The organism is Chlorogloeopsis sp. ULAP01 (assembly GCF_030381805.1).
Lineage (GTDB): Bacteria > Cyanobacteriota > Cyanobacteriia > Cyanobacteriales > Nostocaceae > Chlorogloeopsis.
The window spans coordinates 370,752-383,709 of record NZ_JAUDRH010000007.1 but is presented as its reverse complement, the minus strand read 5'-3'; the positions used below and the strand labels follow the sequence as shown (position 1 = coordinate 383,709).

Annotated in this window: 11 protein-coding genes; 1 reads left to right on the top strand and 10 read right to left on the bottom strand. The window is 39.1% G+C overall.

Annotated features, from left to right (window positions below; all coding sequences use genetic code 11):
* Positions 1-48: 48 nt before the first annotated feature.
* Both QUB80_RS16520 and leuA read right to left on the bottom strand, forming a co-directional pair.
* The gene (locus tag QUB80_RS16520; protein WP_289790599.1) at positions 49-1,383 is read right to left on the bottom strand and encodes an NAD(P)/FAD-dependent oxidoreductase; all 1,335 of its coding nucleotides are present in this window, start codon (positions 1,381-1,383) and stop codon (positions 49-51) included.
* 368 nt (positions 1,384-1,751) lie between these two features.
* Positions 1,752-3,458 carry a 2-isopropylmalate synthase gene (leuA, locus tag QUB80_RS16515; RefSeq protein ID WP_289790598.1) on the bottom strand — a complete coding sequence of 569 codons (1,707 nt, stop codon included), beginning with the start codon at positions 3,456-3,458 and terminating at the stop codon, positions 1,752-1,754.
* A 1,187-nt stretch (positions 3,459-4,645) separates the two neighbouring features.
* On the opposite strand from leuA, the gene QUB80_RS16510 reads away from it, so the two are divergent.
* Positions 4,646-5,050: a response regulator gene (locus QUB80_RS16510; RefSeq protein ID WP_289790667.1), complete on the top strand. Its 405-nt coding sequence runs from the start codon at positions 4,646-4,648 to the stop codon at positions 5,048-5,050.
* Between the two features lie 19 nt (positions 5,051-5,069).
* Here QUB80_RS16510 and QUB80_RS16505 read toward each other — a convergent pair whose 3' ends face one another.
* From QUB80_RS16505 to QUB80_RS16470, 8 genes are all read right to left on the bottom strand, one after another.
* Positions 5,070-5,717 carry an acyl transferase gene (locus QUB80_RS16505; protein WP_289790597.1) on the bottom strand — a complete coding sequence of 216 codons (648 nt, stop codon included), beginning with the start codon at positions 5,715-5,717 and terminating at the stop codon, positions 5,070-5,072.
* 89 nt (positions 5,718-5,806) lie between these two features.
* Positions 5,807-6,532: a sterol desaturase family protein gene (locus QUB80_RS16500; protein ID WP_289790596.1), complete on the bottom strand. Its 726-nt coding sequence runs from the start codon at positions 6,530-6,532 to the stop codon at positions 5,807-5,809.
* A 139-nt stretch (positions 6,533-6,671) separates the two neighbouring features.
* Positions 6,672-7,694, bottom strand: a complete 1,023-nt coding sequence (locus QUB80_RS16495; RefSeq protein WP_289790595.1) for an aromatic ring-hydroxylating dioxygenase subunit alpha — start codon at positions 7,692-7,694, stop codon at positions 6,672-6,674.
* Positions 7,691-7,990, bottom strand: a complete 300-nt coding sequence (locus QUB80_RS16490; protein ID WP_289790594.1) for a 2Fe-2S iron-sulfur cluster binding domain-containing protein — start codon at positions 7,988-7,990, stop codon at positions 7,691-7,693. The genes QUB80_RS16495 and QUB80_RS16490 overlap by 4 nt, the downstream gene beginning before the upstream one ends.
* Positions 7,991-8,207: 217 nt before the next feature.
* Positions 8,208-9,284, bottom strand: a complete 1,077-nt coding sequence (locus tag QUB80_RS16485) for a Rieske 2Fe-2S domain-containing protein (RefSeq protein ID WP_289790593.1) — start codon at positions 9,282-9,284, stop codon at positions 8,208-8,210.
* A gap of 23 nt (positions 9,285-9,307) precedes the next feature.
* Positions 9,308-9,778, bottom strand: coding sequence for a hypothetical protein (locus QUB80_RS16480; RefSeq protein ID WP_289790592.1), 471 nt, complete (start codon positions 9,776-9,778; stop codon positions 9,308-9,310).
* 31 nt (positions 9,779-9,809) lie between these two features.
* Entirely contained in the window at positions 9,810-10,994 is a 1,185-nt protein-coding gene (locus QUB80_RS16475) for a P-aminobenzoate N-oxygenase AurF (RefSeq protein WP_289790591.1), read from the bottom strand.
* A 74-nt stretch (positions 10,995-11,068) separates the two neighbouring features.
* Entirely contained in the window at positions 11,069-12,889 is a 1,821-nt protein-coding gene (locus QUB80_RS16470) for an ATP-binding cassette domain-containing protein (protein ID WP_289790590.1), read from the bottom strand.
* Between the last annotated feature and the right edge of the window lie 69 nt (positions 12,890-12,958).

Genomic DNA, 12,958 nt, shown 5'->3' with positions numbered 1-12,958 from the left:
GATGGATTCATCAAACCCCGATCCAGGTTGATTATCAACCACTATCCCCTATACATTCATCATTTGTTTATTTTTATTTGCTGCGTAATACCCGATCGCTTCTTTACCTGTAATCAACCTAGCACCACGTTTGCGAGTGAAATAATTCCAACCCCACTGAATCATCACTACTAACTTGTTATCAAATTCAATTAAGAAGTAAATGTGAATCAGTAACCAAACTAGCCACGCCACAAAACCTGTCAACTTCATAAAACCCAAGTCAACTACGGCAGAGTTTTGCCCAATAACAGCTAAACTACCTCGATCAACATAATAAAATCTTGGCACTGTTTTACCTTGGAGCCGTTGTTTAACTAGAGAGGCAACGTATTCTCCCTGTTGCATCGCCACTGGTGCAACTCCAGGTAATGGTTTACCATTTTGATGAGCAAAATGTGCTAAGTCACCTATAACAAAAATATTCGGATAATCTTTAACACTTAAATCAGGTTCAACAATAACTCGCCCGGCGCGATCGCACTCTACATTTATTCTTTGGGCTAATACTTTCCCCAAAGGTGAAGCTTTCACACCTGCTGCCCACAATACCGTCTTCGCGTGAATCTGCGTTATTTCATCATCTTGTTTGATCGTAACAATATCATCTTCAATATTCGTTACTAATGTTTTTGTCTGTACTGTCACACCCAAATTTTGCAGGGATGCTTCTGCTTGTGCTGATAACTCCGGTGCAAAAGGAGGCAGAAGCCGATCCAAACCTTCCAAAAGCAAAACTTGTGCTTCTGTTGTATCAATATTGCGGAAATCTTCTTTCATAGTGTGATACGCTAATTCTGCGATCGCACCTGCTAATTCCACACCAGTAGGGCCACCACCTACAACTACAAAAGTTAACCAAGCTCGACGCAGTTGGGGATCAGTTTCCTTTTCTGCGGCTTCAAACGCCATAAAGATGCGGCGACGCATTTCTATTGCATCTTCAACGGTTTTCAAACCAGGAGCAAATGTTTCCCAATCGTCTTTCCCAAAATAGGAATGCTTGGCGCCTGTCGCGATAATTAAAGTATCGTAGGGTATTGTTTCGCTACCCATAAAGACTTTTTGGGCTTGGGGATCGATGTCATAAACTTCTCCCAACAAGACTTTTGTATTCTTACTTTTACTAAGTACTGAACGCAACGGTGAAGAAATATCAGCAGGGGATAGCGTACCTGTCGCAACTTGGTACAAAAGCGGTTGAAATAAATGAAAGTTACGTTTATCTATAAGAGTTACATTTATATTATCGCTATTCAGTGCTTTCGCGGTATAAAGTCCACCAAAGCCACCGCCGACAATGACTACTTGATGGGGTGGTTGATTTTCAACTTCGTTCACCATAAGATTTGTTTCCTTGTGTTGAGAGAGCTTTCATCATTGTTAACAAATTTTTACCAAAATCGTCAGATGGTTCTGTTTACTATTCACAGATGAAGTTTTGTAAAAGTAGTAAATGGTACAAATATAAGGTAAATTTAATTACATTTAAGGCAGAGGGCAGAGGGTAGAGGGCAATCCCAATGAAACAAGTTTCACAAGCCTTGCATGAAAGTGTTTCTCTCCCCCAGCTTCCCCAGCTCCCCCTGCTCTTTCAAGTCAGGGGGCAGAAGGGAAAGAAAAAGTTTTAATGTTCAACTGAGGTTAATAAATAAAGCCCATACAAATGGGCTTCAGTGATGAATACATTTTCTTGTGCAGCTATTTCCGAATCAGTTTGCCTGCAACTGCGAGAATAGTTCTACTTGAGCCTCTGCATCCATACACTGCCAAGCTCGATTAACTGCACTCAAAATCGCCAGCAACGAGGCTGTGACAATGTTGGGGTGAATGCCGACTCCATATAACGAGCCTGGAATCAAATCACCTGCAATCTCAATGTAGGCGATCGCATCGGCACTGCTGCCAGAATTACGCGATCGCTCTTCATAATGGTGGATTCGCACACCTAAACCAAGAGCATTGACAAAAGCATCAATCGGCCCGTTACCTGTGCCACAAACTGCGATAATTTTCTCATGCAGTTGCAATCTTGCCGTCAGGTTGTAAAAACCACTGGCGTATTCAGTTTCAATTAGCTGGTGAGTTATGTACTTCAGTGGTGTAGAAATCTGTAAATACTCTTGTTCAAACAACAGCCAAAGATCCTGGGAAGACAATTCTTTACCAGTGGCATCCATTACCCTTTGTACAATTTTGCTCAACTCAATCTGCAAGCGTCGGGGCAACACCAAATCGTAGTCTCGTTCCAACAAGAAGGCAATTCCTCCTTTCCCTGACTGACTGTTCACGCGCACCACAGATTCATAATTACGCCCAACATCTGCGGGATCTAGTGGCAGGTATGGAACTTCCCAAATTGCATCTGGTTTTTGCACGGCAAAGCCTTTTTTGATTGCATCCTGATGAGATCCCGAAAAAGCAGTGAATACTAAATCGCCGACGTAGGGATGGCGGGGATGAATAGGTAGTTGCGTACAATCTTCAATTATTCTTGCTACTTCGTTAATGTCAGAAAAATCCAAGCCGGGATGGATACCTTGGGTGTAGAGGTTTAAAGCCAGCGTCACTAAATCAACATTACCAGTACGCTCACCATTACCAAACAAACAGCCCTCAACCCTGTCTGCTCCTGCCATTTGGGCAAATTCTGCTGCGGCTACTCCACAACCGCGATCATTATGCGGATGCACGCTGAGAATTACGCTATCTCGTCTTGCTAAATTGTGGTGCATCCACTCTACTTGATCGGCAAATATATTAGGTGTTGCTACCTCTACAGTTGCAGGCAAATTGATAATGGCTTTGTATTGGGGCGTAGGTTGCCAAACATCCAAAACTGCATCGCAGATTTCTTTCGCAAAATCAAGTTCCGTCGCTGTAAAAGTTTCGGGCGAATATTGAAATTGCCATTGCGTGTCTGGTTGCTCTTTTGCCAACTCAGTCAAAAGTTTCGCTGCCGAGACTGCCAGATTAATTGTTCCTTGGCGATCCAAACCAAAAACCGTGCGACGAAATACAGGAGAAGTTGCATTATACAAATGCACGATCGCTCGCTTTGCTCCTTGTAAAGCTGCAAAGGTGCGGCGAATCAAATCTTCTCTTGCTTGTGTCAAAACTTGAATAGTGACATCATCAGGAATTAATTGCTGCTCAATCAAGTGTCGAACAAAATCGAAGTCAGTTTGTGAAGCGGATGGAAAAGCGACTTCAATTTCTTTGAAACCAATATTTATCAACAGATTGAACAAATTTAACTTGCGTTGAACATTCATCGGTTCAATCAACGCCTGGTTGCCATCTCGTAAATCGGTACTCAACCAAATGGGCGGATGAATAATTGTTTGATTTGGCCAAGTGCGATGAGTTAAATTAATGGGTGCAAACTGGCGATATTTTTTAGCAGGATTCTTCAACACGCTCGTCTCTTCCTTTGTTGCTGATGTTTATAAGGCGTAGTGGCGAAAAGTATTACAGGGATTGGGCTGCCAGGTTGCCAAATTCTCCAAGCCTGACAACCCACAAAAAGTCGTAGTAACGCCTCAAGTGCTAGATGTAGTTGCATAAGAACCTCCAAGTTAGTGTTTCAATAACCTGCCAGTAGTTAAAATTCCTGGCTTAATATATTCGGTTAAAACCGACTATTAACAAGCTATAAATTCCGTTTTTCTCGTTACCAGGTTGAACCTGGTAACGAGGGTAACGAGGGTAGCGATGAAGCCCGTTTTAACGGGCTTGGGCTATTAGCCCGGAAATTAATTTTCGAGCTGTTTGCGTCGCCAATGAAACAGCCTAGATTTAGTGACTAATACTATTTCACGAAAAGGCTGATATGGATGTACCCCACCGCCTACGGCACCTCCCCTTATTAAGGGGAGGTTGGGAGGGGTTGAATATGAATCACTCAAAAAGTGAAATGGTATAAGAACTATCTGCATCATTAGACAAAGCTAAACTGCTTTCAGGATTCAGAAGCTTATTTAACTCAGTACAAATCCATTTAGTGTATCTAAAATCTATTTGCGCCCAAGGCGCAGTAGCAGCCCCAGCCTTAATAAAAGGCTGGAAAGTAGTTGTAGAGATAGCTGCTTGGCGAACATAGTTTTTTGACTTTCAATAAACCTATACATAATGATATTAAACCTAGACAATCCACAGGTCAACTGATATCTTGCATCATTTGATTGAAAGAGCCAGATTGCTCCAGTTCTCGTTACCAGGTTGAACCTGGTAACGAGAGTTTGTGGGCTGCCGCCTCCAGACTGTCGGAACTGGTGTAAGATGTGAATCAAGCAAACGCTGAAAGAATTTTCAGTTCATGAGCCAACACAGCTTTTCTGAATTAAACCATATTGAGCCATAAACTTCACTTGTTGGGTACGTGTTAACCTAAGTGCAGCAATATGCCAATTGATTGAGATTAGAACTATACGTTAATATAATAATACTGATAAGTTTTTCAAAGATAATCTATCGGTAGTTTGTCGATCCGAGTCTCATCTTCCAGCACATAGTTACCTTGATTTAAAGTTCGTAAGTTGCTCCTGAGTAATAGCTCTTTAATTTAAATTTTGAATTTTAAATTTTGAATAAAAATTTATCTGTTATGCAACCTCCTTTGCCTCTTGCTGGTTTGAATATTTTGGTAGTTGAGGATGATGATGATACTCGCTTTTTCGTCACTACCGTGCTAGAAGCAGATGGAGCGATTGTTACAGCAGTTCCATGTGCAGCCCCAGCACTAGAAGTGTTACCTCAATTGCAACCCGATGTCCTAATTAGTGATATAGGTATGCCTGGTGAAGATGGCTACGCTTTAATCCGCAAAATACGTGCTCTCAAGCCTGATATTGGTGGGCGAGTTCCAGCTATTGCCTTAACAGCCTATGGTGATAGTGATAGTTGTGTGCGTGCCTTAGAAGCTGGTTTTCAAACTCATGTCTCTAAACCAGTTGCTCCAGAAGAACTTGTCGAAATTGTTGCTAATTTAGTCGCTTCTTGTCATTGGTAATTTATAGACACGAGAATTACTAATAAATGCTTTGTGTATTTTCTGCTTTAGATGAAAAATTTTTCACTACTTGATTTGGATATATATGACTGCCAACCCCTATAAAAGTTCCATCCGCAATTTGCACACCAGGGCCAATATAGGAACCTGCCCCTAAGAAGACATTACTACCAATTTTTACCCTTTTAACATATAACATCAAGTCTTGTTTTTTAGGTTTAATGATATGAGAACAAATCCCAATTTTATGGCCAAAAACTACATTATTACCTATTTCTAATAAAGCGCGATCGCTTATTTCTAAATGTGGTGTCCAATAAACGCCTTTACCAACTTTTGCTCCCCACAACCTTAGCCATAAAGAAAATGCTCCAGGGATGAGGCGCAATCCTGCTTCTAATGCTGGAAAGGTAATATATATAACTTGTATTTGATGACTACCCCACCAAGGAGAGTAGTTCTTACCAACTAAGTAGCTGATTCCTTCTTGGAGAGGGTAAAATTTCTCATGTAATTTATATATTAATAAAGGAAAGATATATAAAGAAAAAAGGAAAGCGGCAACACACAAAATACTTGGTTGAATGCAAATAAAGATAAAAGATGTGAATACCATTAATATAACTAAGGCAGGGAAAAAAGAGAGTAAAGTACTTAATATAGTCATAATTTTGATGTTTACCTTGTCTTATTTTGGTTGGTAATTAGCATTTTTAATCTCCTGATTTTTTAAATATGAATACTTCAGATTTAGGATTAAAACGGACTCAATAATTTCTGAATTAAGGAAAAATTAGATTGAATACCTAAAGAACATGGTGCTTGTTCAGATGTATGATAAGTCCCATGTAATCTGTCCCAAATTTTCAAGTTTGCCCCATAGTTAACATGAACACTCTCACTACCATGATGCCAAGCATGATCTGAAGGCAAAATTAGCCAGGGCGATAACCATTGATACAAAAATGATTGTGGTTGTGGTGAAAATTTGCTATGACGCCATAAATCCAAAGCTGAAGTCAAACTTATACCCAAAATATACCAGCTAGGATCTTGCAATAAATAAATAAATAGTGAGTGAATCCATAAGTAAATAATAAAAAAACTCGTCCACAAAGTATTGCGAGAAGTTCCCAAAACATCCATTGAGGTTATTGTATGATGAACTTGATGAATAGACCATAACCACTTGCTATGAAATAGGCGGTGATTCCAGTAATATAGATAATCTACACAAACAAAGCTGATCACAAACCCAACAAGAAAATGCGGTTTTAATATATCCTGAAAATTTGGTAGTAAAAATTTATATAATTGATAAACTAAAGTAATTTGAAAAACAGGAATAATTATTCCTTGAAACCACAAACCAACAATATCTAAAATCCAATCTTCACGATTCTTGATTAAAAAAATAGTGAGTCTTTTATCATTCGCTACAGTCAGCGTCAACAAAATTACGAAGACAGTAAAAACTAACATATAAGTTAATAAGTGTTACTTTATACTATTTGAATATTTTATGCCCGTTATACTATCTTTCAGGTTCTACCTGGGAATTACTTAGAAGTGGCTCTGCCACTTCTTTTTCTGAAGTTTAAGAAAGATTTTGGTTCGTCTGCTATACCCAAAATTTCACATCTACAGACTTATCTGGTAGGGTTCTTGGATCTTCTCCAGCAGCAATTTTGTTGCGGATAGATTCAACAAAAACGTGAATGGTATCAGCAGGGGTGTTAGAAAACTGTCTGCCGTACTTGTTGATCGCCTCCCATTGAATACCTAAAGCTTTCACATCTTGATGAATAATATATTGAGCAGTCCAATGGACAAAGAGTTTTGCAAATTTGTTCCAAACACCATAATTAAAAGTGACATCAGTGTAAACCAAAGTAGAGTCTTCTGCTTCGGGAACTGATTGGCTGGTGATAAATAGCCGTCTGTGTGGTTTCATGTCATACTCAACACTAGTGATATTCGGCATATGGAAGCTATCGGTATGGCGAATCTTGTAACCTGTATTGTTGAGAAAGCGGGTAAACCAACCAAGATTATTAGTTTCGTTACGGTATTGCGCAATTACACAACCACTGCGTCTTTCTACAGTCATTTCTAACTGTTGTTGGCGGGGTGTGCGAAAAACTCCAGGATGAACGCTGGCGGTATGAGGAATATCAATGAAGTTTTCGACACAGTTGGTAACGTTATTGCAGAAGCGATTAATTACCCGCACTGTCTCCCATCCCGGTTGTTGATAGAAAGGCATGGGGAAAGGTTCAAATTCCTCAGTAGGGTTTTGTGCCAAACGTACGTAAATATATCCATCTTGTTCTCTGGTATCATATCGCAAAGCCCGGCGCGCTTCCGTTACTTGGAAATTTTCTCCTTCACAGGGTACAGCTATCACTTTGCCAGTTTTGTCGTATACCCAGCCGTGGTAAGGACATTGGATTTTGCCTTGACAGACGTTACCTTGAGAAAGACGACTATTTCTGTGGATGCAGCGATCGCGTAATGCAACAGGTTTACCATCATCCCCGCGAAAAATCACTAACCACTCATCTAAAACTGTACGTTGCAAAACTGTATTTGATTTTAACTGTTTACTCAAAGCAACAACGTACCAAAAATTCTCAAATTTCACTTTTGTTCCCCACAATGCCTAATCTCGATGTCGCTTGTCAATTCTATTTGACAGGCAAGCCTTGCTTGTTTATTTGTCGATGCGAATATATCTAAAATTTCTTTTTCTTCTTCACTAGGCGGTGGAATATCACCAGCTATCATGACAAGGCAGGTACCACAAATTCCAGTACGACAACCAAATAAAACTGGAGAATTTTCTATAGTTAGATGTTCAGAAATTTGCTGATGTTTTTCTAAAATGATTGGTTGATAATCTGTCTCTGGAAAGGAAATAATACAGTATTGCTTATTCATAAATTATAAATTAATAAATTTGGAGGCTTAGAGGATGTTTGCAAAGTCCTCTTGTTGGTAGCAAAAAGTTTTAGATCCTCCTAAATCCTCCTTAATTAGATCCCCCTAAATCCCCCTTAAAAAGGGGGGAACTAGAATCAAAGTCCCCCTTAACAAGAAAGCTAGGGGGAATCCATAAGTGCCGAAAATCACAACAAATTACTTTTTAAACAACCTCTTAGAACCCCGGCTTCTTAAAGAAGTCAGGGTTCTGAGTATCAAATTTGTTTGACCAGATAGATGCTTCTAAACTATTTACATAATTCATATATTTAATCAATGGTTGGTCGATGCTAATAATCACATTGGGATTATAGCGAATATTATCATAAATTATGCCATCTTCATCACGCAAAAAATAATAAGCTAGTTTGGTGAACAAGAGCAATATTCGACTAACAATCCAACCCAAAATACCTGTTCTTTTTTCAGTCATATAAATAGGTTGAATTCGAGTTTTACCATCTTTGATAGGAGTGTAAGCGTAAATTATGTGTAATGGTGGCATTAACCGCACATTTTTCATGATAGTTAAAAGCCCAATACAACCATCGGCATATCTCATCGTGTATTCGTAAGTATTTCCAAGAATTTTCCGTCCTAGTCTTTCTCTAGGTGTAGTATTAGGAAATTGCCCTCTGAGGGTAAAATCAATAATTTGATTAGATTCATTTTGTTGTAAAAATAAATCCATTTTGATATTTAATTTATGTACTGTTTGTAGATGTTGAGTATCGATACCATTCATCATGCAAATATGGTGATGACAATTCCTTTCAAAGGCTTTGTCGTGAATTGTCAAAAGTAATTTACCTTTTAGTTCATCAAATTCAGCAATACCATGAGGAGGATTATTATCTGGGTAAATCCAAATAAAATCATATTTTTCCTCAGTGGCATAAGCTTGGATTTTAGCTTTTTCGGGAATATCTGATTGACAAGGAATATGCTGGCATTTCCCCTCGCCATCAAATGCCCAATGATGGAAAAAGCAGCGAATAAAATTACCCTCAACTCGTCCAATTCCCAAATCAGTTCCTAAATGCGGACAATAGGCATCCAAAGCTCTAACTTTGCCGTCTTCTCCACGAAAGATAACAATTCTTTGCTCATAGATATCTACAGATTTTACCTTACCTATTGGCAATTCTCGACTAGGACAAGCAATGTACCAGCCTTTAGCAACAACATCCCAATTGTTGAAGATTTTCATCTTTGATAGGGGTTGTGTATTTTGATTTTGAAACTGGTTCATTTTGCCCTAGCCCCGACAAAATTTTACAACTGTGTTTCAACTTGTTCAGAAAGTTTAACTGCTGTCACTGTATTCATGCCAGATGACAAGATTAAGCCTGCAATGAAAAAAAAGTCAATTACTAGCCCTAAAAAAACGGGTGGTCGTCCCGGTGTATTCCAAATTATAATTAAACCTGCATAATTCACTAATGTAATTGCAGGTATACCAATTGCCGGAATAGCCAAACGCGCCCAATTTTCTCCCTTTTTAAAGGGGATAAATAATAATACTGCCAAGGCAGCAGCAACAGATAAATATCCTCCACCGGATACTTTCATCAAAGATAAAAATTGCATTTGAAAACCATGTTCAATTTCTGACCAATTTACACCAACTGCTTGTTCTTGATAAGGTAATAACTGAGGTGTAAATAGGTAAGTTAGGGCAATACAAGCAATACTAAGAATAGCTACTAAATAACAGCTAAAAGCGATTTTTATTTTTGTGTTCATTATGCCCCCGACTTATTCTTCAGGTTTAGGGTTAAAAACGTAAAAAATTAGCAAAAGCCTGCTTTTGAATTCCCAGATATTTGGGAATAGAATTAGCTGCCATGATAGACATTTGTCGGTTATTTTCCCAAAGATAGTCAAGCTTCTCAAGGTAGACTTTATAAGATTCCCTTGCTTCAGTGTGGGTTTTGTAGCTACGGTGCAGCCCTTCAGTTTCTTGTGTAAAGCACTCGCGCATCATGTCTTTGGCTTCAGCATCGCTCATATCAAAAACAGGCGATCGCAAAACCTGATAAACTGCTGAATATAGTGCAGGGTCATACCAAAAAATCCCGTTAATAGCCACAGAAAAGTGATAATGGTCTTGTTGACAACCGCGTATACCCAGGTTCGCTACTAATTTCTCAAATGCTGTCGGTGGCTTTAAGCAGTGAATCACATCGTGGGAGATAATCGTCGAACTATTGAAATGAAAGCTTTCATCCATGAAATGATAGTAGGAAATCTTGGCAGGAATCGGAGCAGTTTCCTGGTTGGGATGCTTTTGATAGTAGTTGCTGAGTTTGTGCTGTACTAATTTCCCGTTGAGTGTCCGTACTCCTCGTACAGTGAAGTATTGGCAAGCTAAAAAGGTGTTATCAGATGATAAAAGTCCGAAGGCTTGCAATTGCAGTTTTTTCCAGCGACGCCTCCAAGTATTAGTATCGGCAAATACCATTGTTTCAGTAAATGGGCTGCGCATCGTGTAGTGAAAGACACGTTTACCAAACAAAGCCATTTCTACCTGATTGGCGACTGTCCGAAAAGCGTTGATATGAGCGCGTTCTTGGGAGGATTCTAAATCGAGCGTATCGCATACCAAGCGGAAATCTTCTTGGGCATAAAGCCCAGCAGCGCTAGTTTGATTAAAGTAGATCGTGGCAATTTCAGCAGAGATAATCTGTGAATAATAAGCTACCCAGTAAAGCTGGTTTAGGATAATTCTTTGAGTTGGACTAGCTTGTTCCCACAGAGGAGTGGCATAAAGTAGCGAGAATTCCTCCGGGTTCCAATATTCATCCTTGCAATCTTCATAACGAAAACTCGCAGCAGCTTCATCTAGCAATTTAGTATGATCTTGCTGTTTGTTGCGGGTGTGGTTAATTTGGAGTTTTTTATAAATATTTTGATTTTCTAAAAGTGTGTTTTGTTTAGTTTTGTTGATTGTTGCAATCATATTTTTAGTGGTAGAAGCAACTAATATAGCAGTCTTGTTTGAGAAGGGAAAATATTGTAAACACCGAACCGAAATTAATTAGCTTGCTCATGACTAAAAATCTCATTAAACTTCCCTTGCATTTCCACTCTACCTGCTTTCAATACAATCACTTGGTCAGCGCGACGCAATACTGAAGGGCGATGAGAAACCACAAGACAAGTTGGTGTCCAAGGATCTTGCTGTGGTTGTGTGCTGTTAACAAATATCCGCGACCATAATGCCAATTCTGTCTCCACATCCAAAGCACTGGAAAGGTCATCAAACACAAGTAATTCTGGTTGACGGATAAACATCCGCGCTGCTGCTACACGCTGGATTTGTCCACCAGAAAGTCGCACACCCTTGGAACCAACTAAAGTTTCTAGACTTTCATTCATAGTTGCTAAATCTTGCTCAAACACAGCCATGTTTAAAGCTGTGACGATATCATGCTCATCTTTAGCCAAGCCAAGTAAAATATTGTCTCGCAGAGTATAGCTAAAAAGTTGCGGAATTTGAGGAGTATAAGCACTGCGAGGCGGAACAAAGAAATTAGCAGGATCTTCAACCATCTTCCTATTCCAGTAAATTTCCCCGCTTTGCTTGGGTAGTAATCCTAATAATACTCGCAGCAATGTAGTCTTGCCAGAACCAATCTGACCAGTAATTACAGTCAAACTACCGCGCTGAAGTTCGAAACTGATATCTGTGATTCCCTGACAATTACCAGGATAATGGTAAGTTAAATGAGAAACTTGCAATAATTGTAGACTATCCTTCTGATTTTTCAATGGTTGTTCTAATGCTGGCAAAGGTTTCTGGCTACCATTCAGGTCTTTGAGATAAAGTTGATTGGGAGCTACTATAGTATCTGGCGATACACCAGATAGTAAAGCAGCCATCCGTTCAAAAGAAACTTCTGTATGCTTATAAAAAGCTACGAAGCCACCGAAAAAATTAAAAAAGTCAGTGACAAAAGAAAGGTTATACACGAATAAAGCAAAGTCCCCCACTGTCAACTTACCAACATCACTCTGCATTAATTGAGAAGCAAGCAACAGAGTTATCCCTATTCCCAGACTCACCATATTTTGAAAGGAAGAATTGAGAATAGCGTTAAATAAGCTATCCTGAATCATCTTTTGGCGGCGTTGGTCATTGAGATTGCGGAAATAATTCAACACATTATTTTCTGCTCCAGCTACCTTAATTGCTTGTACTGAACTAAAGATTTCTCCTAAAATCCCCGTCACTTTTTCGGTAGCTTGACGACTAGCTTGGCGATACTTTTTAATCCGAGTTTCTGCTCGTTGAACAATCACCATCATCCCCACCAATGGCAAAAAAACAAAAAGTGTCATTCGCACATTGATAGTTAATAAAATTACTAAAGAAAAAACAGCAAATATTGATTGCGCTAATACTTCTGATATCCATGCCAGATAATCTTCTATTTGTTGCGTATCATCACGAAAGTAGCTAATTATTTCTCCCTGAGACACAGTTGTTTCAGTTTCTTGATTAACAACCATTGGCTGGACTATAGGATTTGTGAACAGACGATCTAACAAATTATGTTGTAGTAATGACTTTGTAATGAAGCGATGCTGAGTTTTGGTAATACGTCCCACAAATATAACTACGATATGGCCTAAATTTAGAGCAAGTAATAATGCAATTAAAGCCAGAGGTGATAATCCGAATTGTGCCTTATCTGTGAGGCTATTGAAAAACTCTCGGATAATTAACCCTGGAAGGGCAGGCAACCCCATGATGAAAATCCATAGACAATTATCAATTAGGTATAGTTTCGGTTTATAGCAAATCAGTTGCCATAATAATTTCCAAGTTTTGAGCTTTTTTGTTAATACCATAATGATTCGTAGGTCGTAGAACCTCACCCCAACCCTCTCCTTACTAAGGAGAGGGAGCAAGAATATTTT

Bases quoted from the DNA above. Each gene is read 5' to 3' on its own strand.
- QUB80_RS16520 (WP_289790599.1), bottom strand. From the start codon at position 1,383: ATGGTGAACGAAGTTGAAAATCAACCACCCCATCAAGTAGTCATTGTC.
- QUB80_RS16480 (WP_289790592.1), bottom strand. From the start codon at position 9,778: ATGAACACAAAAATAAAAATCGCTTTTAGCTGTTATTTAGTAGCTATT.
- QUB80_RS16475 (WP_289790591.1), bottom strand. From the start codon at position 10,994: ATGATTGCAACAATCAACAAAACTAAACAAAACACACTTTTAGAAAAT.
- QUB80_RS16510 (WP_289790667.1), top strand. From the start codon at position 4,646: ATGCAACCTCCTTTGCCTCTTGCTGGTTTGAATATTTTGGTAGTTGAG.
- QUB80_RS16485 (WP_289790593.1), bottom strand. From the start codon at position 9,284: ATGAACCAGTTTCAAAATCAAAATACACAACCCCTATCAAAGATGAAA.
- QUB80_RS16505 (WP_289790597.1), bottom strand. From the start codon at position 5,717: ATGACTATATTAAGTACTTTACTCTCTTTTTTCCCTGCCTTAGTTATA.
- QUB80_RS16470 (WP_289790590.1), bottom strand. From the start codon at position 12,889: ATGGTATTAACAAAAAAGCTCAAAACTTGGAAATTATTATGGCAACTG.
- QUB80_RS16500 (WP_289790596.1), bottom strand. From the start codon at position 6,532: ATGTTAGTTTTTACTGTCTTCGTAATTTTGTTGACGCTGACTGTAGCG.
- QUB80_RS16490 (WP_289790594.1), bottom strand. From the start codon at position 7,990: ATGAATAAGCAATACTGTATTATTTCCTTTCCAGAGACAGATTATCAA.